This window comes from Streptomyces sp. NPDC017246, from assembly GCF_044331325.1.
GTDB lineage: Bacteria > Actinomycetota > Actinomycetes > Streptomycetales > Streptomycetaceae > Streptomyces.
The window spans coordinates 573,752-600,060 of record NZ_JBIRMW010000002.1 but is presented as its reverse complement, the minus strand read 5'-3'; the positions used below and the strand labels follow the sequence as shown (position 1 = coordinate 600,060).

Below are 26,309 nucleotides of genomic sequence, written 5' to 3'. Positions count from 1 at the left end.
GACTAGCAGGACAGGTTCGACCCGGCGGGGACGCCGAGGATCTGCGTGAACTGCTGGTACTTGGTGACCCGGCTCTGCACCTGGGCCGGGTTGCGGCCGTTGCATTCCAGGCTGCCGTTGATCGCCCAGATGGTCTGGCCGAAGCCGGCGCCGTTGACCATGGCGTTGTGGGCGGTCATCGTGCCGGGGCCGCTCTGGGTGTTCCAGTACCAGAGGCCGGTCATCATGGCGACGGCCGGGTCCTGCTCGACGCGCCAGGGGTTGTTCAGCAGGTCGATGCCGAGGGCGTCACCGGCGGCCTTGTAGTTGAAGTTCCAGGAGAGCTGGATGGGGCCGCGGCCGTAGTAGGCGGCCTGGCCGGCGGGGCAGCCGTAGGACTGGCTGGTGTCGCAGTAGTGCGGGTAGTTGGCGGTGTTCTGCTCGACGATGTGGACGAGGCCGCCCGTCTCGTGGGAGACGTTCGCGAGGAAGGCCGCGGCCTCCTGCTTCTTCACCGTGTCGCTGCCGGTGTTGGCGAAGCCGGGGTACGACTTGAGGGCGGCGGTGAGGCCCGCGTACGTGTAGAAGGGGTTCCGGCTCGGGAACATCTGGTTGAACTGGGCCTCGGAGACCACGAATCCGGAGGTCGGCGGAGTGGTGGGCGGGGTGGTGGGCGGAGTCGTGGGACCGCCGCCGCAGACGCCCTGGTCGGCCCAGACGCCCCACTCGCCGGTCGTGCCGGGAGTCTCGTTCTGGGTCCACCACTTGGCCGACCAGTTGTGGCCGTTGTGCGAGGCCGTCATCCCTCCCGTGTAGACGCTGGAGGAGTTCCACGCGGCCGCGCAGGCGGCGGCCGCGCCGGCGGAGGCGGCGGGGAGGAACAGGACGGCAAGTCCGACGACCGTACAGAGCGCGGCCAGCGAGGTGACCAACTTACGCAGCATGCGTGCTTCCTTCCGGGTGGGGCCGGGTCGGGGAAGCACAGCGAAGCGCGATTGGTCTGGACCTGTCAAGGTCTAGACCAGAAATGGTGAAGGTTGGGACTCCACTTATCTCAGCGGCTGATGAGTCGCTCCAACAGGGCGGCGAGCAGCGTCCGTTCGGTGACGGTGAGTGGACCCATCAGCTCGTCCTGCGCGTCGGTGACGACCTTGTCGAGCCGTTCGAGATGACGGCGGCCGCGCGCGGTGAGGGTGATGACGTTGCGGCGGCGGTCCGCGGGGTCGGGGGTGCGCTCGACATGGCCCTGGTCGGCGAGTTCGTTGATGACGGCGACGAGATCGCTGCGGTAGATGCCGGTGCGGCGACTGAGGCCGGCCTGACTGGTGGGGCCGTACTCGTCGAGCGAGACGAGGACCGTGTAGTGCCACTTGCGGGCGTCCTCGGCGGCGAGGCCCGCACCGACCAGACGGTCGGCCCGGGCGGCGGTGAGGGCGAGCAGACGACTGGGGAGGGCGCGGAGGCGCGCCGGGGTCTGCCGCTCGTCCGGCTCGGAGGCGTCGTGGTCGTGGCCGTGGATCTCTTCGGGCTCGCTCATGTCGCGCAGATTACCCGTTGCGTTAGTGCGCCGAACGATGTAATTTCGTTAGTGCCGGAAACGTTAGCAGTCTGAACGTTAGGGGAGTGAACGCCATGCCTACGATCGACGTCCTCGACTCGACGATGTACTACGAGGAGCGGGAGCCCAGCGGATCCCAGGGGTCCGCGGGATTCCAGGGAGGCGGAGGGGCCGAAGGGTCCTGGGAGGGAGCGGGTACGCCCTTCGTCTTCCTGCACGGCAATCCGACCTCCTCCCACCTCTGGCGGCATGTGCTGCCGGCGGTCGGCGGCGGACGGCGACTGCTCGCTCCGGACCTGATCGGGATGGGCCGCTCGGGGAAGCCGGACATCGCCTACGACTACGCGGACCAGGCGCGCTATCTGGAGGCGTGGTGCGAGGCGATGGGGCTCGACGAGATGGTGCTCGTCGGGACCGACTGGGGCGGGTCGCTCGCCTTCGACCTGGCCGCGCGGCACCCGGAGAGGGTGCGGGGGGTGGCCTTCATGGAGACGATCCTGCGGCCGATGACCTGGGACGAGTTCCCGGAGAAGGCGCGGGGCCGCTGGCGGGCCTTCCGTACGCCGGGGGTGGGCGAGGAACTGGTCCTGGAGAAGAACGTCTTCGTCGAGGAGTCGTTCACGCAGACCGTGCTGTCGGGGCTCGACCCGGCCGACCTGGACGTCTACCGTGCGCCCTACCCGACGCCGGAGTCGCGGCGGCCGATGCTGGAGTGGGCGCGGGCGATGCCGCTGGGCGGGGATCCGGCGGAGGTGGTGGCCCGGGCGGAGGCGTACGGGAAGTGGCTGGCGGCCAGTCCGGAGGTGCCGAAGCTGCTGCTGACCTTCGAGGACTCCCCGACCCTGATGATCGACCCCGCTACGGCGGCCTGGTGCGAGGAGCACATAGCGGCCCTGACCACGGTCGCCTGCGGCCCGGCGGGCCACCAGGCCCCCGAGGACCGGCCGGAGGCGATCGCGGAGGCACTGACGGCCTGGGCGGACCGGCACGGTCTGGCCTGAGCCGGGGGCGCCAGGGGGCCAGGGGGCCGGGGGCCGGGCCTGGCGCAGCCCCGGGCTCCGGGGCGCGGGGCTGCGGAACGTCGGGGCTGCGGAGCGTCGGGGCTACGCCGGGCGGGTGCGGCTAGAGCAGGTTGAAGACCTGGAAGCCGTGGCCGATCTTGGCCGGCTTCTCGAACGGGGCCTGGGCGTTGCCCGAGCCCGCGTAGCGGAACAGCTCGCCGTTGGGCTTGCGGGCGATCAGGTCCGCGGTGCCGTCGGCGTTCAGGTCACCGACCGAGAGCAGTCGGTCGTAGATGTTCCAGCCGCCACCGATCTTCGTACGGGCCGAGAAGGGGGCCTTGTAGTTGCCGGTGCCCTTGTAGAGCCACAGGACGCCGCTCTTGTCGCGGGCGACGATGTCGGCCTTGCCGTCACCGGTCAGGTCGCCCTGGCCGGCGATCTGGTTGTACACGTCCCAGCCGCCACCGACGCGGGTGCGCGGGGTGAGGTCACCCTGCGGGTAGGAGAGGTACGACCACAGGACACCGGCCTTGTCGACGGCGATGAGATCGGCCTCGCCGGCCCCGCCGATGGTGCCGGGAGAGAGGACCGTGCCGTAGATGTTCCAGCCCCGGCCGACCTGCTTCTCGTTGTAGTCGAGGTCGTCGTCGATCCAGCTGAAGTACAGCGTCCCGTCCTTGTAGACGGTCCAGCCGCCGTCGCTCCACCCGTCCTTGTCGTTGTCGACGTCGATCGAGTCGGCGATGTCGCCGGAGGGGACCGGGATGTGCTCCCCGGGCTCGAAGCCACCCGTCTCGTTCGGGAAGTAGAGGTACATCTCGGTGCTCTGCTTGTGGATGGCCGTCATGGCGAAGCTGGGCGTCTCCACCGGAACGTCCTCGGCGGCGAAGGTGCCCGCGCGCTGGGATCCCTTGTGCTGCTCGGCCACGGCCGTGGCGCGCGCCCGGTCCGCCCCGGCCGGGTCGCCGGCGGCGAAGGCCGTACCGGCGGTGGCGGCCATCGCGACTGTGACGGCGGCGGCCGCGATCGCACCCCGGAACGCACGGTTACGTCGGATGATCATGAAGATTCCCCCCTGGGATTCTCTCGACTCATGCGGTACCTCGACGGCGGCACATGTCATATGCCGCCGGAGAACTGAAGCTTCTCACACGGGAATGACAAGACTCGGGCCAGGCCCACGGCCCGGCCCGAGTCCCTCCACCGAGGTGGATTCCTCCTCAGATCAGCAGCACTATCCGGCCCGGACGGTGGCCCGCCTCCGCACGGCGGTGGGCCTCGGCGGCCTCCTCCAGGGGGAGGACGTCGGCCACCCGGGTGATCAGCTCGCGAGCCGCCACCTTCTCCAGCGTCTCCTTCAGCCGGGTCGCGTCCGTCCCGGCCCGGACGCCCTCCACACGGATGTTCCGTTCGGAGACCGGGACCCGGTCGGGAGCGATCGCGACGAAGACACCGTCGTCCTTCAGCGCCGGAAGGATGCCCTCGCCGACGAGTGCCCCGTCGAAGACCCCGTCCACCCGCTCCGGGACGATCTCGCTCACCCGGGCGACCACCTCCTCCGGTGTGCCGCGCCGGACGGCGTGGTCCGCGCCGAGAATCCTCAGTTCGCTCTCGTCGCCCTCGTGGACGACGGCCACGACCCGCAGTCCGGCCGCCGCGGCGTACTGGACCGCGAGGCGGCCCACCACCGCACTCGCGCCGGTCACGAGCAGCGTCGCCCCCGCCGGGAGCGAGAGCCGGTCGAGGCCCTGCTGGGCCGTGGCCGAGGCGAGCGGGACGGACACGGCGACCGTGAACTCCACGTCGTCCGGGACCGGGGCCAGCCACTCCGGCGCGACCCATACGACCTCCGCGTAGGTGCCCTCGCCGGTCAGCTCCTCGTACCAGGGCACGAAACCGGCCACACGGGTCCCGGGGGCAAGCCCGGGCACGGGATCGAGCAGCTTTCCCGCGAAGTCCGTCCCCAGGACGAACGGGGGCTTGAGCGCGCCGACCGCGTCGGCGTAGTAACCGGCGCGGATCCGCAGATCCGCCTGGTTCACACCGGCGGCCTTGAGCCGCACGCGCACCCTGCCCGGGACGTCCCCGGCCTCCGGTTCGGGGCGCCGGGCCATTCTGAGCACCTCGGGTCCGCCGTAGGCGGTCACTTCGACGACACGCATGGGGTACTCCTCAGACAGAAGGCCCCCTCGTGGCCATTACACCCACGCTCCACACCCCCGGCAACCCCTGATGAGCCGCCCGCGCCGGGCCGGCCCCGGTCCCCGCCGACGGAAGGAAGAACTCCAGGTGGCGGGAAGCGACGTACTCCCCGCCGTCGCACACACGTCCGTACCGTCGCGCGGGTGGACTGGCTTACCGCTGAGAACCTCATCGCCGTGGGCACCGCACTCCTCGGTGTCCTCGTCTCGACCGGCGCCGTCTGGTACGAGCGGCGGGTGCCGCACCAGCGGCGTCTCGGCTACCGCGTCCAGCTCGACACCGCCATCGGCGACGGGGCGACGGAGGGTGCCGTGACCGGCCCCGGCGCGACCGTGCGCCGCGGGTTCTTCAACGCCACCCCGGCCCTGGAGAACTCCACCCTCGTCCTGCTCCGGATCGAGAACGACGGCGCCCTCGCCATCACCCGTGACCACTACACCGACGGTGGCGACCACGGGCTCACGGTGGGGTTCGGCACCCGGAAGGTGACGGCGGTCGTGGTGACCGCCCCCGACCACCCCGGCCTCCTGACCCACTTCCGCGACTGGACGGGCCCCGCGGACGGCGACAGCACCGTCACCCTGCCCAAGGTGCCGCTCAACCGGGGCGCCCACTACAAACTGCTCGTCCTGCTCACCGACGGTCCGATCGGCGTCCCCGTCTCGGTCCACGGCACCCTCGACGAGGGCATCGTCCACGTCAACCGCAGCACGACCCCCGACGACACACCGCCCGTCTTCAGCCGGGTCGCGCGGACCGTCACCGTGGTCCTCACCGTCTGCGTCGTCGCCCTCGCGGCGATCATCGTCCGGGAGCAGACCCCGCCCCCCATCGGCTGCGCCACGGGCACGCTCACCGTCACCGGGTCGACGGCCTTCGCACCCGTCGTCCGGGAGCTCGCGAAGAAGTACGAGAAGGACTGCCCGGGCGCGAAGGTGATCGTGGACGCCCACGGGTCGACGTCCGGGATCCGGAGGCTGGCCGAGGAGGGGGCGAAGACCGGCAAGGGCTCCCCCGCCGTCGTCGCCCTCTCCGACGGACGCAAGCCGGGCGGCTACCCGCAGCTGCGGGAGAGCATGGTCGCCGTCTCCCTCTTCACCCTCGTCCTCAACGACGGGGTGCCCGTCGACGACCTCACCCTGGACCAGATCCGCCGTGTCTACCGGGGCGAGATCACCGACTGGGGCGAGCTGGTCCCCGGCCTGCACCGGCGGATCCTGCTGGTCAGCCGGGACGCCAACTCCGGCACCCGCGAGGTCTTCCAGCGCCGGGTCCTGGGACGCAACGAGCCCGCCAACTCCTCCCTGGACTGCGCGACCAGCGACGACCCCGAGTCCAGGGTCGTCCGCTGCGAACTCGACTCCACGGAACAGGTGCTGTCCACCGTGGCCAGGCTGCCCGGAGCGATCGGATACGCCGAGTTCCGGAACGGCGGCCCGCTGAAGGGCCTGCACCGGGTCGCCGTCGACGGCCACCGGCCGAGCGTCGACGAGATCGGCGACTCCCCCTACCCGTACCGGGAGATCGAGTACGCCTACACCTGGGGCGAGCCGCCGGCCGACTCGTTGACCTCCAGCTTCCTCACCTATCTGAGCCGGGGCAGCGGCCAGGACGTCATCCGCACCCACGGCCACCTGCCCTGCGCCACCCCGAAGGGGCTACGGATCTGCGGGGACGGCTGACCCCCGGTCTGGCATGCTCTGACGACGTGGATCCATTGAACGCGGAAGACCCGGTCGTCATCGGCCCGTTCCGTCTGCTCGGTCGTCTCGGGGTCGGGGGGATGGGCCGGGTGTTCCTGGCGCGTTCGGTCGGCGGGCGGACCGTCGCGGTGAAGGTGGTGCACGCGGAACTGGCCGCCCAGGACGAGTTCCGGCGCCGGTTCGCCCGCGAGGTCGCCGCACTGGAGCGGGTCGGCGGCACGGGCACCGCGCCCGTCCTCGGCTCGGACACGGACGCCGAGTCCCCGTGGGTGGCGATCGGCTATGTGCCCGGCCCCTCGCTGCGGACCGTGGTCGGCGACGAGTTCGGGCCGCTGCCGCCCGCGACCGTGAAGGCACTGGCCTCCGGGCTCGCCCGCGCCCTCGTCCACATCCATGCCGCCGGACTCGTCCACCGCGACCTCAAGCCGTCCAATGTGCTGCTCACCGTCGACGGACCCCGGATCATCGACTTCGGCATCGCCCGCGCCGTCGACACGATCGCCGACGGCGGCGGCCTGACCAGCACCGGCGCGGTCGTCGGCTCCCCCGGCTTCATGTCGCCCGAGCAGGTGCGCGGCGACCGCCTCACCCCCGCCTCGGACATCTTCTGCCTCGGCTCGGTCCTGGCGTACGCGGCGACCGGCCGTTCCCCCTTCGGGACGGCGGACAGCGGCGTCCACGCCACCATGTTCCGCATCGCCCACGACGAGCCCGACCTGACGGATCTCGCGCCCGAGCTGGCCGGGCTGATCCGGGCCTGCCTGGCCAAGGACGCGACCGGCCGGCCCTCGGCCGAGGAGATCGCGGAGACCCTGCCGGTCCCCGATCCCTGGCTCCCGGCCGATGTCCTCGCCCGGCTCGGCCGCCACGCCGCCCGGCTCCTGGAGGCGGAGACGGAGAGCGCGACCGGGACCGGCTCCCCCGCCCGCGCCGCCGGCGACCCGACCCCGCCCACCCCCCTGCCGTCCACGGCCGCCACGGCGCCCCGGCCGCCGGCCCGGCGCTCCCGCCGTACCGCTCTGATCGCCGGCCTCGCGACCCTCGCGGTGGCGGCCGCGGCCACCGTCGCGTACTCCTTCCGGCCCGACCAGGGCGGCGACGGCGACGGCGACGGCGGGAAGAACGGCGGGGGCGGGACGGGCAGCGCCTCCGCCCGCCCCGCCGGAATCGTCCCGGCCGCCTTCCTCGGCGCCTGGGAGGGCGTCCTCCAGGGCTCCCCCGACCATCCCCGTGAGACCGCCCGGATCGAGATCAGCCAGGGCGCGGCGGGCAGCAAGAACGCGGTCTACGTCCAGGTCACCGACAGCCGGATGTGCATGGGCCGCTCCCGGCTCGTCTCGGCCGACGAGGACAAGGTCGTCTTCGGGGAGTCCGACGTGACGACCAGCGTGCCCGCCGCGCGCTGCGTCCCCGCCGCCCACCAGACCCTCACCCTGCGCTCCCCCGACGTCCTGGAGTGGAGCTCGGGCGCCGCGAGGACCACCTTCCGCAAGGCCCCCACCGGCACCGCGGTCGTCCCCGCCCGCTTCCTCGGCCGCTGGTCGCGCATCCCGGCCCCGGAGATCTACGGCGAGAACGACGAGCGCTACACCTCGCAGGTGACGATCACGCAGGGCCCGGTCGGCGCCCCCGTGATCAGCATCCTCAACGGCTACCCGCGCGTCGTCGACGGCGTGCCCACCGACGAGGACTGGTCCTGCGGTCTCACGTCCGTCCTCGCGGGCGTCGGCAACCTCCTGATCATCGGCCCCCACACCCGGGACACCACCGCCTGGGACCGCGAGTGCCAGGAGGGCATGTCCGGCTACGTCGCCGTCGACAGGCTGAACGGCAAGGACCGGCTCCTCGTCTACCCGATGCTCGACGGCGAACCGAACGAGTACTACCGGTCCTGAGGGACGGCCCCGGCCGCCGCGCGGGCGTAGGCGTGGACCAGGGGGCGGGTGTCGTCGGCGCGCCAGGCGAGGGCGAAGCGGCTGGGGGTGACGCCGTCGACGGGGCGGACGACGACGCCGTCCCGGGCGAGGAGCGGTGCGTTGCCGGCCGCGACCAGGCAGATGCCGAGGCCGCCGACGAGCGCCTCGTACGTCTCGTCGGCGCTGGCGATCTGCCCGCCGACGACCGGCGGCCGGCCGCCCCGGGAGTCCAGGGCCAGCCAGTGGTCGCGCAGTTCGGGGCCGGTGTCCGGCAGGGCGAGGAAGGGCTCGTCGAGGAGGTCGGCGAAGTCCAGGCGCTCCCGGGCGGCCAGCGGATGGGTCTCGGGGAGGGCGACGAGCCGGGGTTCGACGGCCACCACGACCCAGCGGAAGCGTTCCGCTCCGGCCAGCGGCAGCCAGACGAACGCCACGTCGCTGGCGCCGTCCGCGAGCCCGGCCGTCGGGTCCTCCCACCCCACCTGACGCAGCTTGAGCCCGGCCTCCGGATGGGCCTCGGTGAAGCGGGAGCGGATCGCGGGCAGAAGTCCGCCGCGCCCCGGGCTGGTGCTCATCCCCACGACGAGGGTGCCGTCCGCGGCCTCCCGGGCCAGCCGTACGGCCTCGTGGCCGGCCTCCCAGGCGGCGAGCACGGCACGGGCGTGCGGCAGCAGGGCCGTGCCGACGGAGGTGAGGGCGACGCCCCGCCGGTCACGGTCGAAGAGCGGCGCGCCGAGCTGCCGCTCCAGGGCGCGTATCTGTTTGCTGAGCGCGGGCTGCGAGACGTACAGGTGCTCGGCGGCCCGGGTGAAGTGGAGCTCTTCCGCGACCGCGAGAAAGTAGCGCAGCTCCCGCACGTGCACGTCGGTGATCATCATGCCCCTGGGTTATCACGACAGATCTTGGACGGCCAAAACCCTTGTGTCACAAGCTTGTTGTGTCACCGAGAAGCAGGCAACGAGGGAGCACGCACATGAGCAAGGTCTGGCTGATCACGGGCGCCAACAGCGGTTTCGGACGCGCCTTCGCCGAGGCCGCGGTCGCCGCCGGCGACGTCGTGGTCGCCGCGGCCCGCCGCACCGAGACCCTGGACGAGCTGGTCGCCGCCCACCCCGACCAGGTGGACCCGGTCGCCCTGGACGTCACCGACGCGGCGGCGGTCGACCGGGTCGTCGCGGAGGTCGCCGAACGGCACGGCCGCATCGACGTCCTCGTCAACAACGCGGGCCGCACCCACGTCGGTTCGGTCGAGGAGACCGGCGACGCCGAACTGCGCTCCCTCTTCGACGTCCACGTCTTCGGCCCGGCGGCCCTCACCCGCGCCGTCCTGCCCCATATGCGGGCCCGCCGCTCGGGCGCGATCGTGCAGCTCAGCAGTGTCGGCGGCCAGATGTCGATGGCGGGCTTCGGCGCGTACAGCGCGACCAAGTTCGCCCTGGAGGGCATGTCGGAGGCGCTCGCCGCGGAGGTCCGCCCGCTGGGCATCGACGTCCTGATCGTGGAGCCGGGCGCCTTCCGCACCGGCCTCTTCGGCAACCACAGCCTGAGCGGCGACGGCATCGCGGACTATGCGGACACGGTGGGAGCGACCCGTGCGTTCGTGGAGACGGGCGGCGGAACGCAGCAGGGCGACCCGGCGAAGGCCGCGGCGGCGGTCCTCGCCGCGCTGAACGCGGAGGAGACCCCGCTGCGGCTCGCCCTGGGCGACGACTCGATCGACACGATCCTGGGCCACCTCGACCAGGTCCGGTCGGACCTGACGACCTGGGAGAAGACCGGCCGGGACACCAAGCTGGACGCGTGACCGACGGGCACCCCGTGCCCTGACGGACGGCGACTCACACGTACTCGGCGGGTACCCGGCGGGTACGACGACGCCCGCCGCCCGCGCCTGGTGAAACAGGCGCGGGCGGCGGGCGTCGGAGTGCGGCGTCCCGCAGATCCCGCAGATCCCGCAGGTCCTACAGGAACGAGTTGATCTCGATCGTCTCGGTGCGGCCGGGGCCGACGCCGATCGCGGAGATCGGGGCGCCCGACATCTCCTCCAGGGCCTTCACGTACGCCTGCGCGTTCTTCGGCAGGTCGGCGAAGGTCTTGGCCTTGGTGATGTCCTCGGACCAGCCCGGCAGCATCTCGTAGATCGGCTTCGCGTGGTGGAAGTCGGTCTGCGAGTAGGGCAGCTCCTCGACGCGCTTGCCGTCGATCTCGTACGCGACGCAGACCGGGATCTGCTCCCAGCCCGTCAGCACGTCGAGTTTGGTGAGGAAGAAGTCGGTCAGGCCGTTGACCCGGGTCGCGTACCGCGCGATGACCGCGTCGAACCAGCCGCAGCGGCGGTCACGGCCGGTGGTGACACCCCGCTCGCCGCCGATGCGGCGCAGCGCCTCGCCGTCCGCGTCGAAGAGCTCCGTCGGGAACGGGCCGGCGCCGACACGGGTCGTGTACGCCTTGAGGATGCCGATGACCCGGCTGATCTTCGTCGGACCCACGCCGGCACCGGTGCAGGCGCCGCCCGCGGTCGGGTTCGAGGAGGTGACGAAGGGGTACGTGCCGTGGTCCACGTCCAGGAGGGTGCCCTGGCCGCCCTCGAAGAGCACGACCTTGTCCTCGTCGAGCGCGTTGTTGAGGATCAGGGTGGTGTCCGCGACGAACGGCTTGATCTGCTCCGCGTACTGGAGCATCTCCTCGACGATCTGGGCGGCGTCGATCGAGCGGCGGTTGTAGAGCTTGGCGAGCAGCTGGTTCTTGCCCTCCAGCGCCGCCTCGACCTTCTGGACGAGGATCGACTCGTCGTACAGGTCCTGGACCCGGATGCCGACGCGGTTGATCTTGTCGGCGTAGGTCGGGCCGATGCCGCGACCCGTGGTGCCGATCTTGCGCTTGCCGAGGAACCGTTCCGTCACCTTGTCGAGGGTGACGTTGTACGGGGTGATCAGGTGGGCGTTACCGCTGATCAGGAGCTTCGACGTGTCGACGCCGCGGTCGTTCAGTCCGCTCAGCTCGGAGAGCAGGACCGCCGGGTCGACGACGACACCGTTTCCGATCACCGGGGTACACCCCGGCGACAGGATTCCGGAAGGGAGAAGATGCAGCGCGTACTTCTGGTCGCCGACGACGACGGTGTGGCCGGCGTTGTTGCCGCCCTGGTAACGCACTACATAATCAACGGATCCACCGAGGAGGTCGGTGGCCTTTCCCTTGCCCTCGTCACCCCACTGAGCACCGAGCAGCACAAGTGCGGGCACAGGCGTACACCCCTTCCGGGTGGGGCATGTCCAAGGTCAGGGGCCGAGGCCGCCTCACCGGTGTGCCCCGGAATAGACGAAGCCCCTGGCGCAATAGCGCAAGGGGCTCTTGCACAAAGATGCTACCCGAGGAAGGACCGAGGTGTCGGCTCACGACCAGCTGCTGGTGGTCATCGACCCGGTCGCCCGCCGAACTGACGGCGAGTCCGTGCGGATCGCGAAAGATGTGTTGTCCGCGGGCGCGGAAGCGAAGATCTGCCTGCCGGACAGCCCGGAGGAATTCTGCCGAGCCCTGGCCCGGCGCGGCTCCCGGCGCCCCGTGGTGCTCGGTGACGACCGCGCGCTGCTGCGCACGGTGGCCCTCCTCCACCGGGAGCGGGAGCTCTCCCGGGGCTCCCTCTCCCTCGTGCCCATCGGCGCTCCCGACGCCCTGGAAATCGCCCACGCGCTCGGCGTGCCGCGCTCCACGCCGGCGGCCGCCCGCGCGGTCCTCGACGGGACCGTCCGCCGTCTCGACCTGCTGGTCGACGACAGCGACGGTGTGGTCCTCGGCGACCTCCTGGTCCCGGCCACGACCGCTCTGGGCTCGGCGGCCCCCTCGGTCTGGGGGACCTGCCGCTCCCTGGTCCGCACCCTGGTCCGCCCGGCCCCGACGGCCCTCGCGGTCCGCACCCTCCGGCTCCGGGTGGAGGTGGACGGGGTGCTGCTCACCGATGTCGACACCCCTCTGGAGAGCCTGACGGTCCACTCGGCGGGGGGTACGGCCGAGGTGGTCGTGCACCCCGCGGCCGCCCCGCCCCGGCACGCCACCGTCCACACCCTCACGGTCTCCGGCCCGGACTTCCGCTACCGCGCGGACAACCGCGTCACGGGGCCGGTCCGCCGCCGGACCTGGACGTTCAGGGCCGGGGCCTGGGGCCTGACCCTGCCCGGAGGAACCCCCACCGCCTAGGGTCTGTCGTCACATTCCCGTCGTCGCCCGCAGGACGGCCCTGCGGCGTCTGGTGCGTGCTCTCGGCGTGCCGGGGGGAAGTGCTCGTACTGGACGTACTCGCACTTTCGCCCGGTGCGGCGAGAGTGCGTGCCAGGCGTCGCGGGGCAGACGGGAATGTGACGACAGGCCCTAGGCTCACCGCTGACGATCGGGGGGGCGCATGCGTGCGCGGGAGACGGCCGGGACGGCCGAGGCGCTGGAGCGGTACCGGCGGCAGGCGGTCCGCTGGGTGCGGGGCGGCGGCGTCGCCGTCGCCGCGGCCGTGGCCCTGGGCCTGGTCCTCGCCCTGGGCTTCGAGGACGTTCCGGTGGACAGCCCGGTCTCCGACGCCGTACCGGCCCTGACGGTGCTCGGCCTGGGTGCCGTCATGTTCGGCCTGGCCACGCTGCGCCTCGCCCGCCGGATGCGACGGGTCCTGGCGGCCGGGGACTGGTCGGCGCACCCCGTCGCCGCGCTGCCCCGCGGCGTGCTGGTCCTCGCCGGTCCGGAGCCCGGCGTCCGGCTCGCCCGCCAGGTGGTCGGGGTCAAGGACCGGTACGCCAAGGCCGAACCCGGCCACGACGGCGTCCTCTGGTGGTGCGGCGACCCGCGCGGCGGCGGGGTGATCGCCCCGCCGGGAGGCGGCGAGCTCTTCTGGACCCGTCCCGTGCGCGGCGCGGGCGCCCGCCGCCGGGCGATCTCCAGGGCCGAGCGCCGGGGCCTCGCGGACCGGGCCGCGGCGGGGATCCCCCAGCCGGCGGCGGCCGCTCCCGCGCTCTCCCACGGACCGCTCGCGGAGGCCGCCCGGCGGCAGGCGGCCGGGGCGGGGCGGCGGGTGCTCCCGTGGCGGCGCCACCGACCCGAGCCGGATGTGCGGACGGTGGCCTGGTGGCGGGTGCGGGGGCTGCGGGAGATCGCCGGGGTGGACTCGGTCGGGTTGTGCCTGCTCGCCGTGGCGGCACTGTTCGCTCTCGGGTGGCTCTTCCCGGAGGAGGGCTCGGGCGCCTGGCTGATCGGGGCCCTCGCGATGGCGGGCTGCTGCCTCGGCGTGTTCCGGCTGGTGACCTCCGGCCGCCCCGCCGCGCGCCTCCTCGCCCGTACGGCCGCCGCGCCGGTGGCCGTACGGAAGCGGTACGTGTCCCTGACCGACCCGTACGGCGGGGCCCCGGTCCTGGTCGTCTTCCCCGCGCACGGAGGACCGGAGGACCGTCCCGAGGGCCTGCTGCCGCTGCTGAGGTTCCGCGCGCCGGGCGAGCCGGTCGGGGAGGTGGACCTGCACGGCCTGCCGGAGCGCGACGCCGACGGGCGCCGCGTCGTGGTCGCCCGGAGCGGCGGACGGGTGCTGTGGCCGACGGGGCCGTACCTGGAGGCCGGCACACCGGAGTTCGCGGCGGTGGCTCAGGCGCTCGCGGGGACGATCCCGCACGACGGGCCCGCCCGGGCGCAGGCCGTTCCCGGGCAGGCGGCTCAGGAGCAGGCCGTTCCCCGGCCGCCGGCTCAGGAGCAGGCCCTTCCCGGGCAGGCCGATCAGGACTCCGCGCGCGATTCCTTGTAGGCGCTCCAGCGCTCCAGGATCCCCAGCATCTCGCGCTGGAGGAACGCGAAGAACTCGGCCGTCTCGGCGGTGCGCGCGCCCGCCGCCGTGGCCGGGCCGAGTGTCTCGGCGCCGTCGCGGAGTACCTTCTCCCAGCGGGTGAGGACCTGGTCGCGGCGGGTGAAGGTCTCGTACCAGAGCTCGTTGTGGAGGACGTACCGGTCGCGCCGGGTGCCGGGGTCGCGCTCGCGGCTGACCATGCCGACCTGGCTGAGGTAGCGGATCGCTCCGGAGACGGCGGCGGGGCTGATCCGCAGCTGTTCGGCGAGCTCGGCCGAGGTCATGGAGGCGGTCTCGGAGGCGAGGAGCGCCGCGAAGACGCGGGACGCCATGCGCTGCATGCCGGCTTCCGTCAGCTCGGCGGCGAAGCGCTCCACGAAGCGGGAGACCGCGTCCTCGCTGCCCGTGCCGTTGTCCTCGGTGGTGGTCATGCCGGTCATCGTCTCCCTCGCTCGCTCCACCGCCCAACTTTATACGCTTCCTTAACTTCACAAGTTTGTGAACGTCGCGTACGTTCAAAAACATGACGAAGGCAATCAGCATCGCCGGACTGCACAAGTCCTTCGGCCGCACACACGCCCTCGACGGCCTCGACCTCGCCGTCGAGACGGGCGAGGTCCACGGCTTCCTCGGCCCCAACGGCGCCGGGAAGTCCACCGCCATCCGAGTCCTCCTGGGCCTCCTGCGCCCCGACTCCGGCGCCGCCCGGCTCCTCGGCCTGGACCCCTGGCACGACGCCGTCGAGCTGCACCGCCGGATCGCGTACGTCCCCGGCGACGTGACCCTCTGGCGCAACCTGTCCGGCGGCGAGGTCATCGACCTGTACGGCAGGCTCCGCGGAGGCCTCGACAGGGCCAGGCGCGCCGAGCTGACCGAACGCTTCGAGCTCGACCCCACCAAGAAGGGCCGCACCTACTCCAAGGGCAACCGGCAGAAGGTCGCCCTCGTCGCCGCCTTCGCCGCCGACGTCGACCTGCTCGTCCTCGACGAGCCGACCAGCGGCCTCGACCCGCTGATGGAGGAGGTCTTCCGGAGCTGCGTCGAGGAGGCCCGCGACCGGGGCCGGACCGTCCTGCTGTCGAGCCACATCCTCAGCGAGGTCGAGACCCTCTGCGACCGGGTCAGCATCGTCCGCAAGGGCCGCACCGTGGAATCCGGTTCGCTGGCCGAGCTGCGGCACCTGACCCGTACCAGCGTCACCGCCGAACTCGCCGCCGCGCCCGACGGCCTGGCCCGCCTCCCCGGCGTCCACGGCCTCGACGTCCAGGGCCTCCGGGTGAAGTTCCAGGTCGACACCGACAGACTCGACGCCGTCCTGCGCTCCCTGACCGCCTCGGGCGTACGGAGCCTCACCAGCACCCCGCCCACCCTGGAGGAGCTCTTCCTCCGCCACTACGCGGACGAGGTGACCGCGCGATGAGCGCCGCCCTCACCGGCACCGGGACCCTCACCCGGCTCGCCCTGCGCCGCGACCGGCTGATGATCCCCGTCTGGGCGCTCGTCGTCGGCGGCATGGTCGCGAGCGGCGCGGGCTCCCTTGAGGGCCTGTACGGCACGGCCGCCGAACGGGCCGAACTCGCCGCCTCCATGACCGCCAACAGCTCCATGCGGGCGCTCTACGGACCGGTCTTCGACGACTCGCTCGGCGGGCTCGTCGCCTGGCGGTTCGGCACCTTCGCCAGCGTCCTCGCCGCCGTCGCGAGCCTGATCGTGGTCGTCCGGCACACCCGCGAGGAGGAGGAGACCGGCCGCCAGGAGATGCTCTCCGCCGGCGCGGTCGGCCGCCGGGCCCCGCTCACCGCCGCCCTCCTCGCCGCACTCGTCGTCAACGCCGCCGTCGCCCTGATCGTCACGGCGGCACTCGCCGGACAGGGCGCGGCCGGGGCACTCGCCCTCGGTCTCGCGATCGGCGGCACCGGCATGGTCTTCGCGACGACGGCCGCGCTCGCCGCCCAGCTGACGGAGAGCGCCCGGCTCGCCAAGGGCCTGACGGGCGCCGCCCTCGGTCTCGCCTTCGTCCTGCGGGCCGCCGGCGACTCCGGGACCGCGGACGGCGGCAGCGTCCTGACCTGGCTCTCGCCGATCGGCTGGGCCGAGAACGTCCGCGCCTTCGCCGGTGCACGCCCGTGGGTCCTGCTGCTGATCCTCTCGGCCGTCCTGGTCCAGACGGCGGCGGCGTACGCGCTGACCGGCCGGCGGGACGTCGGGGCGAGCTTCCTCGCGACCCGGCCGGGACCCGCCGAGGGGCGGCTCGCGACGGCGGGCGCGCTCGCCTGGCGGCTCCAGCGCGGCACACTCCTCGGCTGGTCGCTGGGCTTCCTGCTCGGCGGGCTGGTCTTCGGCGGGATGGCGGAGGACGCGGCCGACATCGTCGGCGACAACGAGCGGGCCCGGCAGATCTTCGAGCGGATGGGCGGGCAGAGCGCCCTCACGGACGCCTTCCTCGCCACGATGGCCGGCCTGCTCGGGATGGTCGCGGCCCTGTACGCGGTCGGCTCGGTGCTGCGGCCGCACGGCGAGGAGACCTCGGGCCGCGCCGAACCGCTCCTCGCGAACGCCCTCGGCCGGCTCCGCTGGGCCGCCGGGCACCTGGTGATCGCCTTCGGCGGCTCGGCCCTGATCCTGACCCTCGGCGGGCTCGGTCTGGCCCTCTCGTACGGGCACGACGCCGGCCCGATCCTGGGCGCCTCGCTCGTCCAGATCCCTGCGGTGTGGACCCTGGCCAGCCTCGCGGTCCTCCTCTGGGGAGCGATCCCGAAGGCGGCGCCCGCCGCGTGGGGCGCGGCCGGTCTCTGTCTGGCCCTGGGCTGGATCGGCCCGGCGCTCGACCTGCCGCGGGCGGCCCTGAACCTGTCCCCCTTCGGCCACCTCCCGAAGCTCCCGGGCCAGGAGATGGCGTGGACCCCGGTCCTGACCCTGACGGCCCTGGCGGCGGTGCTGGTGGCGGCGGGTCTCGCGGGGCTGCGGCGCCGGGACCTGACGAGCTGACCTCGTCCGGGCGGCTCGGGGCCGGCTCGACGAAGCCGGGTCGGCGGGTCGGGGCCGGCTCGGCGAAGCCGGGTCTGACTCCCCAGCCGATGGACGCCCGGCGCCTCGCCGACTTCGACCACCGGTGCGCGGTCTCCCTGGCCGAGCTCGTCGGCGGCGACCTGGTGGAGTTCCCCGGCGGCCACAACGGGAACACCAGCCACCCGGAGGCCTACGCGGCCCGCCTCCGCCAGGTCCTCGCCGACGCCCGCTGAGCGGCCGGCGGGGACGCCGTCCCGCGCCCCGGGCCGCACCCGGCACGGCTCACACCTCCACCAGGAGCTCCTCGAAGCCCCGGATCACGTACCCCGGCTTCCGTACCGGCTCCGCCGCGAGCCGCATCCCCGGCGCCCGGCGCATCAACTCGCCGAAGACCGCCGTCAGTTCGAGGCGGGCGAGCGGGGCGCCGAGACAGTAGTGGATGCCGGCGCCGAAGGTGATGTGCGGGTTGTCGGCGCGGGTCAGGTCGAGGGTGTCGGCGGTCGGGCCGAAGCGGGCCGGGTCGCGGTTGGCGGAGCCGAGGAGCAGGGCGACCTCGGAGCCGCGGGGGACGGTCAGGCCGCCGATCTCGATGTCGTCGAGGACCCAGCGCTCGAACATCTGGAGCGGGGTGTCGTACCGCAGAAGTTCTTCCACAGCTGTGGACAACTTTTCGGGATCCGGCAGAACACCCTCCCTGAGCAGGGTCCACCAGCCGTTGACCGTGGTGTTCACGGTGGCTTCGTGGCCCGCGTTCAGAAGGAGGACGCAGGTGGAGATCATCTCCTGTTCGGTCAGCTCCTCCACCGCGATCAGGGACGAGATCAGATCGTCCCCGGGCTCCCGCCGCCGCCGCGCGATCAGCTCCCGCAGATAGTCCGAGAACTCGACCGAGGCCTCGACCGCCCGCCGGGCCGTCTCCTCCGAGGGGTTCAGCTCGAACATCCCGCAGATCGCCGCCGACCAGGGCCGCAGCCGTCCCCGCTCCTCGTCGTCGTCCGGGACGCCCAGCATCTCGGCGATCACCGCGACGGGCAGCGGCTCCGCGACCGAGGCCTGGAGATCGCCGCCGCCGGCCGCGACCAGACCGCCGACCAGATCGGCGGCGAGCCGCCGTACCGTCGGCGCCAGGTCCTCCACCGTCCTCGGCGTGAACGCCTTCGACACCAGCCGCCGGATCCGGCCGTGGTCGGCCGCCTCCAGATCCAGCAGCCCGTGGTCGTTGAGCGTGTGGAAGGGCTCGTACGCGGCGTCCGGAGCCTCCTGCCCGAACTCCTCGTGGGTGAAGCGGTGGGTGTACGTCCGCCCGAGCCGCCGGTCCCTGAGGAGCGCCGACACGTCCTCGTAGTGGGGGATCAGCCACTGGCGGGTCGGACCGTGCCAGTGGGCACGGCCCGCCGCCCTCAGCTCGGCGTAGGCGGGGTACGGATCGGCGACGAACCCGGGGGACCAGGGGTCGTACACGGTGTCAGCAGCGTCCATGGCCGGACGCTACCCGCGCACCGGGCCCGGCCGCAGCCGCCGCCGCGCACGGGCCCGCCTCCAGCCGCCGCGCACCGGCCCGCTCTAGCCGCCGACGCGCACCAGGCCCGCCTCGTACGCGAACACCGCAGCCTGCGTCCGGTCCCGCAGCCCCAGCTTCACCAGGATGCGGCTCACATGGGTCTTGATCGTGGACTCGGCGACGACGAGGTGCTCGGCGATCTCGGCGTTCGACAGGCCCTGCGCGATGAGCACGAGGACCTCCGTCTCCCGCTCCGTCAGCTCCCCGATCTGCGCCATCGCCGGCGGGCGCGGGGAGCTTCCCGGCGCCTTCGCGAACTCGGTGATCAGCCGCTTGGTGACGGTCGGCGCGAGCAGCGCCTCACCGGCCGCGACGACCCGCACCCCGTCCGCGAGCTGCCGGGCCGAGGCGTCCTTGAGCAGGAAGCCGGAGGCCCCCGCGCGCAGCGCCTGGTACACGTACTCGTCCAGGTCGAAGGTGGTCAGGACGAGCACCTTCGCGTCCGCGTCGGCCGCGACGATCTCCCGGGTCGCGTCGATGCCGTTCAGCTCGGGCATCCGGATGTCCATGAGGACCACGTCGGGGTGGAGGGCGGCGACCTGCGCGACCGCCTCCCGGCCGTTGACCGCCTCCCCGACGACCTCGATGTCCGGCATCGCGCCGAGCAGCACCGAGAACCCCTCACGGACCATGATCTGATCGTCGACGATCAGTACGCGGATCACTGGTCGGCCTCCTCACGGCTCACGGGGACGAAGGCCGCCACCTCGTAGCCACCGTCCTCGGTCGCCTCGGCCGTCATCTCCCCGCCGAGCATCGTCACACGCTCCCGCATGCCGGTGATGCCGTGACCGGCCCCCGGCGAGGGCTTCACGAGGCCGCGCGCGGGGCCGTTGGCGATCCGCAGACCGAGTCCGCCGAGGACATAGCTGACCTCGACCTTCGCGGCGGCGCCCGGCGCGTGCCGCAGCACGTTCGACAGGGCCTCCTGGACGATCCGGTACGCGGAGAGCTCCACGCCCTGCGGCAGCTCGCGGACCGCGCCGGTGACCGTCTTCTCGACCTGGAGTCCGGCCTCCTGGACGTTGCGCACCAGCGAGTCCAGGTCGCCGAGGGTCGGCTGCGGGGCGTCGGGCGCCTCGTAGTCCTCGGCCCGGACGACACCGAGGATGCGGCGCAGCTCGGTCAGCGCGGCGACGGCGTTCTCACGGATGGTGAGGAAGGCCTGCTCCAGCTCCGGCGGCGGGTTCTCGACCCGGTAGGGGGCGGCCTCCGCCTGGATCGCGACCACCGACATGTGGTGGGCGACGACGTCGTGGAGCTCGCGGGCGATGGTGGTGCGCTCCTCCAGGAGGGTCCGCTTGGAGCGCTCCTGCTCGGTCACGGTCAGCTGGGCGGTGACCTCGCGGTCGGCCTCGCGGCGGACCTGGAGGACGGTGACGGCGAGCAGGACCAGGGCGGCGACGAAGAGCATCGGGACGGAGTCGGAGCCGCGTCCCACGCCGAGGAACATCTCCGCGAAGAGGCAGAAGGCGGCCGTGACGAGCCACATCCACGCGGAGGCCCGGGGCCGGGAGCGGGCGGCGACGACGCCGAGGACCACGAGGTGGGAGAAGAAGGTGATGTGGGACCAGGGCCAGCCGGCGTCGTAGCCGGTGAGGTAGCCGATGACGGGCGCGGTGGCGAGCGAGGCCCAGAAGGCGAGCACCGGCCGCACCAGGGTGAGCAGCACGATCGCGGGCGGGGTGCAGACGACCATGAGCGTCAGCGGGGCGAAGGTGGTGTCGAACTCCTCGTACCCCATGGCGAAGGAGATCATCGCGAGGAAGGCGACGACCGCGTGCGGGAACAGTCCGAGGTGCGGGCGTATCCCCTTCGGCAGGAAGCGCGCCACCTTGGGGTTCACGTCGGCCGGTTGCATCGGGCGGTAGGCCGAAGCGTTGCGGAAGAGTTCCTGCCGCAGCCCGCCGAGGACGACCTGGACCAGGTGGAACTCGGGGGCGCGACTCGTCTCGGGGGTCTGTGTCTGGGTCACGTCGACCACGGTACGGGGGGCGGGGGACCCGGTCATCCCGCTCGTTGCGGATCCTTCCGGGTCCCCCTTGAGGACTAGGGCGGTCCTCAGGAGACGTGGGTGAACGCGTTCCCCTCGCCGGCGTACAGCATCGTCCGCTGCGGGCTGAAGGGGGCGGCGTTGACTCCCGTCGAGCGGTAGTACGTCGTGCCGCCCGGCCCGTACGCGATCAGGTCGGGGCGCCCGTCGTTGTCGAGGTCGCCGGCACCCACGAGCTGGGAGAAGGCGTTCCAGCCGCCGCCGATCCTGATCCGGGGCGCGAAGGTGCCGTCGCCCTTGCCGAGGTAGAGCCAGAGGACGCCGTCCTTGCCGCGGGCGACGAGGTCTCCGGCGGAGGCGCCGGCGATGTCGCCGACGGCCGTGAGGTGGTTGTAGACCTGCCAGCCCCCGCCGACCCGGACGCGGGGCGCGTACGGCTTCGCGTAGTCGCCGGTGCCCTTGTAGAACCAGAGGTCGCCCGCGTTGTCCGTGGCCACGAGGTCGGGACGGCTGTCGCCGTCGAGGTCCGATCCGGCGGCGATCTTGTTGTAGATCTGCCAGCCCTGGCCGACCCGCACCCGGGGAGCGAGCGTGCCGTCGCCCTTGCCCAGGTAGAGCCACTGCACGCCGGCACCGTCGACCGCCATGACGTCGCCGTGGGCGGCGCCGCCCGCGTTGCCGACGGCCTCGATCTGCGGGTAGACCCCCCAGCCGTGGCCGACGCGGGTGCGCCCGGCGACGTTGACCTGGCCGTAGTCCGGGCGGTCGCGCAGATCGTCGCGCCACAGCTGACCGGACGCGTCCCTGGCGAGGACGTCGGTGGAGCCGTTGTCGTTGAGGTCGTGCGGGTTGTACGTCCGGCCGAGGTTCATGAACCAGCCCTGGTAGGCGGGCTCGCCGGCGCCGTCCAGCGGCGTCGCCTCGGCCTCCACGGCGTACTTGCCGTTCGGCGCGTCGGCGTCGTCGACGACACCGTCCCAGTCGAAGGAGAACCGGGTGCCGGTGGCCGGGGCGGGCACCCGCGTCCGGAACTCCCTGCCGGTGGCGATGTGCGTGAGCGTGACGTCCAGGGTGGCGTCGCGGTCCGACAGCGTCCATCCCAGGGTCACCTTGCCGCCGGACTTGTCCAGGTCCACCGCCTCGGGGACGTGGACCTGCTGGATCGTCAGCGGGATCACCAGCTCGGCGGTGTCGGCCGCCTTGGTGACCGTCGGGGTGCCGTCCTCCGCCGCCGTGATCCGGAACAGTCCGTCGCCGTCGGCGGCGCGGCTGCCCTTGAGCACCGGGCGGCCGTCGGCCACGTCCGAGGCCGTCGACGCGGTGACACCGAGGTCGCGGGTCTCGCCGCTGGTCAGGGAGACGGCCCGGGCGGGCGTCGAGGGGTTGCCGTAGACCAGCCAGTCGCCGACGAGCACGTGGTACCACTCGTCGAGGTGGGAGCCGAGGACGGTCCTCTTCGCCTCGCCCGTCGAACGGTCGACGGACGTGATGAAGTCGCCGGTGCCGGACTCGTAGCCGAACCAGGTCACGTGCGAGCCGGAGAACGACAGGCCGCCGTACCCGTACCCGGACTCGCGGGAGGCGTACGTCTTCGTCACCGACCCGGCCGCCACGTCGATCAGGGCCCGGCCGCCGGTCCGCAGGTCCGCCGGGCCCGTCTCGTACCCGACGAGGACGGAGCCGTCGTGGGCGAGCGAGCCGAAAAGGTCGGTGGCGTCCGCGGGCAGCCCCGAGACCGGGCGGCTGGTCGTGTCGGCGCCGTTTCTGGTCACGATGCGCAGTTCCGCCGGGCCGTCGCCCTTCTTCACGTGCGCGAGGACGCTCGTCGGACTCAGCACGGCCACGAACTTCGCGTCGAGCGCGCCGAGGTCGATGTCGACGCCGGGGGCGGAGGGGGTGGCCATGTTCCGCAGGGTGATCGCGCGCATGTCGGCGGACCAGCTCGCGTCGCCGAGGACGAGCACGTCGCCGGCCCCCAGGGTCCAGCCGCCGTCCTCGGGCTCCTGGAGCGGGATCGGGCTGCCGCCGTCGTACGGCGTCCAGAGGAGCTTCCGAGTGCCGTCGCGGCCGAAGGAGTAGCTGAGGAAGCCGGTGGTGCCCACGCCCCCGAGCTCGGATCCCTCGGGGAAGACGGGAAGGCCGGTGGCCTCACCGGCTTCGGCCGGGGCGGCGACCGGAGCGGCGGCGAACGCCGGGGCGGTGGTCAGCGTCCCGGCGCCGAGGGCCGTGACAGCGAGGACGGCCGTGACGGCCGGACCGAGACGGGTACGGGTGGAGCGGAGCCGCAAGGTGAACCCCTAGGAGAAGATCGGACACGGAAGTACCGCTCCCGATCAGACTCCTGACGGTGTCGCATAGTTGTACGAGAGAGCCCGGCGATCCACCCCGAACCCCGAACCCCGAATCACGGCTCTCGGCTCTCGGCTCTCGGCTCTCGGCTCACCAGGCGAGCTGGGCGATCTCCTCCGCCACCACCGCGCAGGCGTCCGCCGCCGGGTCGATCAGCGGGAAGTGGCCGACCTCCTCCAGGAGCGTCAGGCCGACCGTCTCGCCCGCCTTCGCCGCCGCGTCGGCGTAGGCGTCGGCGACGGTGTACGGGACGTCGACGTCCTCACGGCCCTGGACGACGGTGGTCGCGATCCCGGTCGGCAGCAGCGCCGACGGGTCGGCGTGGGCCGCCCGCTCCTCGTACGAGGAGGGGTCGCCGAGCAGCTCGGTGACCGCTCCGCCGCACACTCCCAGCTCGACCGCCCGAGCGAAGTCGGCGATCGGGGCGAGGGCGACCACCCCGCGCAGCGCGGGCGGGGCGGGCAGCCGCCAGGGGGAGCCGACCGGCAGCACGTGCCGGGCGGCGGCCCACAGGGCGAGCTGGCCGCCCGCGGAGTGGCCGGTGAGGACGATGCGGCCGGTGTCGGCCTGCGGCAGATGCGCGGCGGCGAGCTCCGGTACGGCGTCGAGCGCGGCGGCCACGTCGTCGAAGGTCTCGGGCCAGCGCCCGGCGACCGGGCCGGCGCCACCCTGTCGGGGGATGCCGCCGCCACGCCGGTACTCGACATTGGCCACGGCGAAGCCCCGGCGGGCCAGGAAGTCCACGAACGGGGTCAGGTGCCGCCGGTCGTACGGTGCCCGCCAGGCGCCGCCGTGCAGGGCGACGACGAGCGGCGCCCGGGTGGCGCCGCCGCGCGGGGCGTAGAAGTCGATCACCTGGTCGGAGTGGTCGCCGTACGCGGCGGTGGCGTCGGGGGCGACGGCCGGGTGCGAGAAGGCGGACGCCTCTTCGGCGGCGGCGCGCGCGGCGGGGTCCGGCATGCTGTTCCAACCTCTCGGGTACGGGGCCGAATTGGCCTGACCTGCGGGGACGGTACCAGGAGTGGAGCCCCCGCAGATCGGGCGATCATCGGACCGTACGAGACGGCCCCGGCCTCAGGAGGCGCGGTCGGCCGGAACCTCCGCCGGAACCGCCGCCAGGACCTCCGCGAGAACCCTCGCGGCCCGCTCCGCGTCGGCGAACCCGACGTACAGCGGGGTGAAGCCGAACCGCAGCACGTCCGGGCGACGCAGATCGCCGACGACTCCGCGCCGGATCAGCTCCGCCATGACGGCGGGCGCGTTCTCGCAGCTCAGCGCCACCTGGCTGCCCCGCTCTCCGTGCGTCCCGGGTGTCACCGAGCGGACCCGGCCCGCCGGGGCGTACGCGTTCACGCACTCCAGGAAGAAGTCCGTGAGGGCCAGGGACTTGGCCCGCACGTCCTCGATCGCGACCCCGTCCCAGACGTCGAGCGCCGCTTCGAGGGCCAGCATGGAGAGGATGTCGGGCGTGCCGACGCGGCCGCGCACGGCGCCCTCGGCCGCCTCGTACCCGGGGGTCATGGCGAACGGGTCGGCGTGCGAGTTCCAGCCGGGCAGCGGCGAGTCGAAGGCGGCCTGGTGGCGCTCGGCGACATACAGGTAGGCCGGCGAACCGGGCCCGCCGTTCAGGTACTTGTACGTGCAGCCGACGGCCAGGTCGACCCCGTGCGCGTCCAACCCGACGGGCAGGGCACCCGCGCTGTGGCACAGGTCCCAGACGGCGAGCGCGCCCGCCGCGTGCAGCGCGGCCGTGATGCCGGCCAGGTCGTGCCGGCGCCCGCTGCGGTAGTCGACGTGGTTGACGAGGGCGGCGGCCGTGCGCGGGCCGGCCGCGCCGGCCATCCCCGCCGGGTCGACGGGCACGATCCGGTGACCCGTCATCCGCGCCGCGGACTCCGCGATGTACCCGTCCGTGGGAAAGGTCGTCGCGTCGACGAGGATCTCGTCGCGGTCCTCACCACTCAGACGAGCGGCGGCGACGACCGCTTTGAAGACGTTCACACTGGTCGAGTCGCCGACCACGATCTGCCCCGGGGCGGCGCCGACGATCGGCGCGATCCGGTCGCCGATCCGCTCGGGCGCGGTCCACCAGCCGGACTCGCCCCAGGAACGGATGCGCAGCTCGCCCCACTCGCGGGTGATGACGTCGGCCATCCGGGCCGGGACGTGGGCGGGCAGCGCGCCGAGCGAGTTGCCGTCGAGGTAGACGGTCCCGGCGTCGAGGGCGAACTTCTCGCGGTGCTTGCCGAGTTCGTCGATCGCGTCGAGGCGCGCGGCCTTCTCCCCGTAGGTCTCAGACATGGCTGCGCGCCGTCCAGAGCTCCGGGAACACGTTCTTCTGGGCCCGCTTCTCCAGCCAGGCCACACCCGCGGAACCGCCGGTGCCGGTCTTCGCGCCCATCGCGCGGCGGGTCGCCACCAGGTGGTCGTTGCGCCAGCGCCAGACGAGCTCGGCGACATCGCTCAGGGCCTCGCCGAGCCGGACGAGTTCGCCGTTCTGGTCGGCGTCCGCGTAGATCCCGGCCCAGACCGCCTCGACCTCGGCCGAGGGCTCGTACCGACGCGCCAGATCGCGGCCGAGGACGGCGGCCGGGACGGGCAGGCCGCGGCGGGCGAGCAGCCCGAGGACCTCGTCGTACAGGCTGGGCTCGTGGAGCGCCTTCTCCAGCTCGGAGTGCACGCGGGGCGCGCCCCGGTGCGGGACGAGCATGGACGCGGACTTCTCGCCGAGCAGGAACTCCATCCGCCGGTACATGGCGGACTGGAAGCCGGAGCCCTCGCCGAGCGCGGCCCGGTAGGCGTTGAACTGGGCGGGGGTGAGCTGGGCGAGCGGCCGCCAGGAGTGGTTGAGGGCCTCCAGCTCGCGCACGGAGCGCTTGAGCGCGTCCATCGCGACGGGGACGCGGTCCTCGCGCAGGGCGCGGCTCGCGGTCTCCCACTCGTGGACGATCACCGTGAACCACAGCTCCATGACCTGGGTGGTGACCAGGAAGACCATCTCGCCGGGGTCGTCCGAGCGGAGGTGCTGGAGGTGGGTGAGGACGTCCGCCTGGACGTAGTCCTCGTACGGCGTGGTACCCGCGAAGTCGAGGTTCGGGTCGACGGCGACCGAACCTGCTCCGGAGTCGGGAGAACCGGGGAAGAGTGACATTGCTGTCTCCTCGATACGAACTACCGGGTAGCGGTCTGCTCCACCGTGCGCGCCTTCTCGCGGCACGGGAGCCCCGGT

23 protein-coding genes are annotated in these 26,309 nt (G+C 72.9%); 9 read left to right on the top strand and 14 right to left on the bottom strand.

Annotated elements, in window-relative coordinates:
* Positions 1–2: 2 nt before the first annotated feature.
* Positions 3–923 (bottom strand): glycoside hydrolase family 19 protein, encoded by a 921-nt coding sequence (locus tag ACH4MY_RS07540; RefSeq protein WP_397998855.1) that lies wholly within the window; start codon positions 921–923, stop codon positions 3–5.
* Between the two features lie 110 nt (positions 924–1,033).
* Positions 1,034–1,516: a MarR family winged helix-turn-helix transcriptional regulator gene (locus tag ACH4MY_RS07535; RefSeq protein ID WP_397998852.1), complete on the bottom strand. Its 483-nt coding sequence runs from the start codon at positions 1,514–1,516 to the stop codon at positions 1,034–1,036.
* Between the two features lie 95 nt (positions 1,517–1,611).
* Between ACH4MY_RS07535 and ACH4MY_RS07530 the strand changes: the two genes are divergently transcribed.
* A complete protein-coding gene (locus ACH4MY_RS07530; RefSeq protein ID WP_397998850.1) occupies positions 1,612–2,538 on the top strand; it encodes a haloalkane dehalogenase in 927 nt (308 codons plus the stop codon).
* A gap of 121 nt (positions 2,539–2,659) precedes the next feature.
* Here ACH4MY_RS07530 and ACH4MY_RS07525 read toward each other — a convergent pair whose 3' ends face one another.
* Entirely contained in the window at positions 2,660–3,601 is a 942-nt protein-coding gene (locus ACH4MY_RS07525) for an FG-GAP repeat domain-containing protein (protein ID WP_397998847.1), read from the bottom strand.
* A gap of 157 nt (positions 3,602–3,758) precedes the next feature.
* Positions 3,759–4,700, bottom strand: coding sequence for an NADP-dependent oxidoreductase (locus tag ACH4MY_RS07520; RefSeq protein WP_397998844.1), 942 nt, complete (start codon positions 4,698–4,700; stop codon positions 3,759–3,761).
* Between the two features lie 183 nt (positions 4,701–4,883).
* Between ACH4MY_RS07520 and ACH4MY_RS07515 the strand changes: the two genes are divergently transcribed.
* A complete protein-coding gene (locus ACH4MY_RS07515; RefSeq protein ID WP_397998841.1) occupies positions 4,884–6,422 on the top strand; it encodes a substrate-binding domain-containing protein in 1,539 nt (512 codons plus the stop codon).
* A 26-nt stretch (positions 6,423–6,448) separates the two neighbouring features.
* Positions 6,449–8,338: a serine/threonine-protein kinase gene (locus tag ACH4MY_RS07510; protein ID WP_397998838.1), complete on the top strand. Its 1,890-nt coding sequence runs from the start codon at positions 6,449–6,451 to the stop codon at positions 8,336–8,338.
* On the opposite strand, the gene ACH4MY_RS07505 is transcribed toward ACH4MY_RS07510, so the two are convergent.
* Positions 8,326–9,231 (bottom strand): LysR family transcriptional regulator, encoded by a 906-nt coding sequence (locus ACH4MY_RS07505; protein ID WP_397999403.1) that lies wholly within the window; start codon positions 9,229–9,231, stop codon positions 8,326–8,328. The two genes, ACH4MY_RS07510 and ACH4MY_RS07505, sit on opposite strands and share 13 nt — an antisense overlap.
* 98 nt (positions 9,232–9,329) lie before the next feature.
* Here ACH4MY_RS07505 and ACH4MY_RS07500 point away from each other — a divergent pair, with 98 nt between their 5' ends.
* Entirely contained in the window at positions 9,330–10,160 is an 831-nt protein-coding gene (locus ACH4MY_RS07500) for an oxidoreductase (RefSeq protein WP_397998835.1), read from the top strand.
* A gap of 157 nt (positions 10,161–10,317) precedes the next feature.
* Here ACH4MY_RS07500 and ACH4MY_RS07495 read toward each other — a convergent pair whose 3' ends face one another.
* Positions 10,318–11,601, bottom strand: coding sequence for an adenylosuccinate synthase (locus tag ACH4MY_RS07495; protein ID WP_397998832.1), 1,284 nt, complete (start codon positions 11,599–11,601; stop codon positions 10,318–10,320).
* A 109-nt stretch (positions 11,602–11,710) separates the two neighbouring features.
* On the opposite strand from ACH4MY_RS07495, the gene ACH4MY_RS07490 reads away from it, so the two are divergent.
* Together ACH4MY_RS07490 and ACH4MY_RS07485 are read left to right on the top strand one after the other, a co-directional pair.
* Positions 11,711–12,553 (top strand): diacylglycerol kinase, encoded by an 843-nt coding sequence (locus tag ACH4MY_RS07490; RefSeq protein ID WP_397998829.1) that lies wholly within the window; start codon positions 11,711–11,713, stop codon positions 12,551–12,553.
* A gap of 202 nt (positions 12,554–12,755) precedes the next feature.
* The gene (locus ACH4MY_RS07485) at positions 12,756–14,129 is read left to right on the top strand and encodes a hypothetical protein (protein ID WP_397998826.1); all 1,374 of its coding nucleotides are present in this window, start codon (positions 12,756–12,758) and stop codon (positions 14,127–14,129) included.
* Here ACH4MY_RS07485 and ACH4MY_RS07480 read toward each other — a convergent pair.
* Positions 14,102–14,608 carry a GbsR/MarR family transcriptional regulator gene (locus tag ACH4MY_RS07480; protein ID WP_397999400.1) on the bottom strand — a complete coding sequence of 169 codons (507 nt, stop codon included), beginning with the start codon at positions 14,606–14,608 and terminating at the stop codon, positions 14,102–14,104. The two genes, ACH4MY_RS07485 and ACH4MY_RS07480, sit on opposite strands and share 28 nt — an antisense overlap.
* A gap of 83 nt (positions 14,609–14,691) precedes the next feature.
* On the opposite strand from ACH4MY_RS07480, the gene ACH4MY_RS07475 reads away from it, so the two are divergent.
* The 3 genes from ACH4MY_RS07475 to ACH4MY_RS07465 all read left to right on the top strand — a co-directional run bounded on the left by ACH4MY_RS07475 (position 14,692) and on the right by ACH4MY_RS07465 (position 17,410).
* The gene (locus ACH4MY_RS07475) at positions 14,692–15,588 is read left to right on the top strand and encodes an ATP-binding cassette domain-containing protein (RefSeq protein ID WP_397998823.1); all 897 of its coding nucleotides are present in this window, start codon (positions 14,692–14,694) and stop codon (positions 15,586–15,588) included.
* Entirely contained in the window at positions 15,585–17,156 is a 1,572-nt protein-coding gene (locus ACH4MY_RS07470; protein ID WP_397998820.1) for an ABC transporter permease, read from the top strand. Before ACH4MY_RS07475 ends, ACH4MY_RS07470 begins: the two co-directional genes overlap by 4 nt.
* Positions 17,157–17,245: 89 nt before the next feature.
* Positions 17,246–17,410, top strand: a complete 165-nt coding sequence (locus ACH4MY_RS07465; RefSeq protein WP_397998818.1) for a hypothetical protein — start codon at positions 17,246–17,248, stop codon at positions 17,408–17,410.
* 49 nt (positions 17,411–17,459) lie between these two features.
* Here the strand turns inward: ACH4MY_RS07465 and ACH4MY_RS07460 are convergent, their stop codons facing one another.
* The 7 genes from ACH4MY_RS07460 to ACH4MY_RS07430 form a co-directional block, all read right to left on the bottom strand.
* Positions 17,460–18,656 carry a cytochrome P450 gene (locus ACH4MY_RS07460; protein WP_397998815.1) on the bottom strand — a complete coding sequence of 399 codons (1,197 nt, stop codon included), beginning with the start codon at positions 18,654–18,656 and terminating at the stop codon, positions 17,460–17,462.
* An 84-nt stretch (positions 18,657–18,740) separates the two neighbouring features.
* Positions 18,741–19,403: a response regulator gene (locus ACH4MY_RS07455; protein WP_397998812.1), complete on the bottom strand. Its 663-nt coding sequence runs from the start codon at positions 19,401–19,403 to the stop codon at positions 18,741–18,743.
* Positions 19,400–20,722, bottom strand: a complete 1,323-nt coding sequence (locus ACH4MY_RS07450; RefSeq protein WP_397999397.1) for a sensor histidine kinase — start codon at positions 20,720–20,722, stop codon at positions 19,400–19,402. The genes ACH4MY_RS07455 and ACH4MY_RS07450 overlap by 4 nt, the downstream gene beginning before the upstream one ends.
* Before the next feature lie 77 nt (positions 20,723–20,799).
* Entirely contained in the window at positions 20,800–23,019 is a 2,220-nt protein-coding gene (locus ACH4MY_RS07445) for an FG-GAP repeat domain-containing protein (protein WP_397998809.1), read from the bottom strand.
* Positions 23,020–23,170: 151 nt separating this feature from the next.
* A complete protein-coding gene (locus ACH4MY_RS07440) occupies positions 23,171–24,040 on the bottom strand; it encodes an alpha/beta hydrolase (RefSeq protein ID WP_397998806.1) in 870 nt (289 codons plus the stop codon).
* A gap of 114 nt (positions 24,041–24,154) precedes the next feature.
* A complete protein-coding gene (gene kynU, locus ACH4MY_RS07435; protein ID WP_397998802.1) occupies positions 24,155–25,381 on the bottom strand; it encodes a kynureninase in 1,227 nt (408 codons plus the stop codon).
* Complete coding sequence (locus ACH4MY_RS07430) at positions 25,374–26,231, bottom strand: tryptophan 2,3-dioxygenase family protein (RefSeq protein WP_397998799.1); 858 nt, start codon at positions 26,229–26,231, stop codon at positions 25,374–25,376. Before ACH4MY_RS07430 ends, kynU begins: the two co-directional genes overlap by 8 nt.
* Positions 26,232–26,309: the final 78 nt, after the last annotated feature.

What these genes read in the sequence shown, in the direction of transcription:
- ACH4MY_RS07540 (WP_397998855.1), bottom strand. Translation starts at nt 923, where the DNA reads ATGCTGCGTAAGTTGGTCACCTCGCTGGCCGCGCTCTGTACGGTCGTC.
- ACH4MY_RS07535 (WP_397998852.1), bottom strand. Translation starts at nt 1,516, where the DNA reads ATGAGCGAGCCCGAAGAGATCCACGGCCACGACCACGACGCCTCCGAG.
- ACH4MY_RS07530 (WP_397998850.1), top strand. Translation starts at nt 1,612, where the DNA reads ATGCCTACGATCGACGTCCTCGACTCGACGATGTACTACGAGGAGCGG.
- ACH4MY_RS07525 (WP_397998847.1), bottom strand. Translation starts at nt 3,601, where the DNA reads ATGATCATCCGACGTAACCGTGCGTTCCGGGGTGCGATCGCGGCCGCC.
- ACH4MY_RS07520 (WP_397998844.1), bottom strand. Translation starts at nt 4,700, where the DNA reads ATGCGTGTCGTCGAAGTGACCGCCTACGGCGGACCCGAGGTGCTCAGA.
- ACH4MY_RS07505 (WP_397999403.1), bottom strand. Translation starts at nt 9,231, where the DNA reads ATGATCACCGACGTGCACGTGCGGGAGCTGCGCTACTTTCTCGCGGTC.
- ACH4MY_RS07500 (WP_397998835.1), top strand. Translation starts at nt 9,330, where the DNA reads ATGAGCAAGGTCTGGCTGATCACGGGCGCCAACAGCGGTTTCGGACGC.
- ACH4MY_RS07485 (WP_397998826.1), top strand. Translation starts at nt 12,756, where the DNA reads ATGCGTGCGCGGGAGACGGCCGGGACGGCCGAGGCGCTGGAGCGGTAC.
- ACH4MY_RS07480 (WP_397999400.1), bottom strand. Translation starts at nt 14,608, where the DNA reads ATGACCGGCATGACCACCACCGAGGACAACGGCACGGGCAGCGAGGAC.
- ACH4MY_RS07475 (WP_397998823.1), top strand. Translation starts at nt 14,692, where the DNA reads ATGACGAAGGCAATCAGCATCGCCGGACTGCACAAGTCCTTCGGCCGC.
- ACH4MY_RS07470 (WP_397998820.1), top strand. Translation starts at nt 15,585, where the DNA reads ATGAGCGCCGCCCTCACCGGCACCGGGACCCTCACCCGGCTCGCCCTG.
- ACH4MY_RS07465 (WP_397998818.1), top strand. Translation starts at nt 17,246, where the DNA reads ATGGACGCCCGGCGCCTCGCCGACTTCGACCACCGGTGCGCGGTCTCC.
- ACH4MY_RS07460 (WP_397998815.1), bottom strand. Translation starts at nt 18,656, where the DNA reads ATGGACGCTGCTGACACCGTGTACGACCCCTGGTCCCCCGGGTTCGTC.
- ACH4MY_RS07440 (WP_397998806.1), bottom strand. Translation starts at nt 24,040, where the DNA reads ATGCCGGACCCCGCCGCGCGCGCCGCCGCCGAAGAGGCGTCCGCCTTC.
- kynU (WP_397998802.1), bottom strand. Translation starts at nt 25,381, where the DNA reads ATGTCTGAGACCTACGGGGAGAAGGCCGCGCGCCTCGACGCGATCGAC.
- ACH4MY_RS07430 (WP_397998799.1), bottom strand. Translation starts at nt 26,231, where the DNA reads ATGTCACTCTTCCCCGGTTCTCCCGACTCCGGAGCAGGTTCGGTCGCC.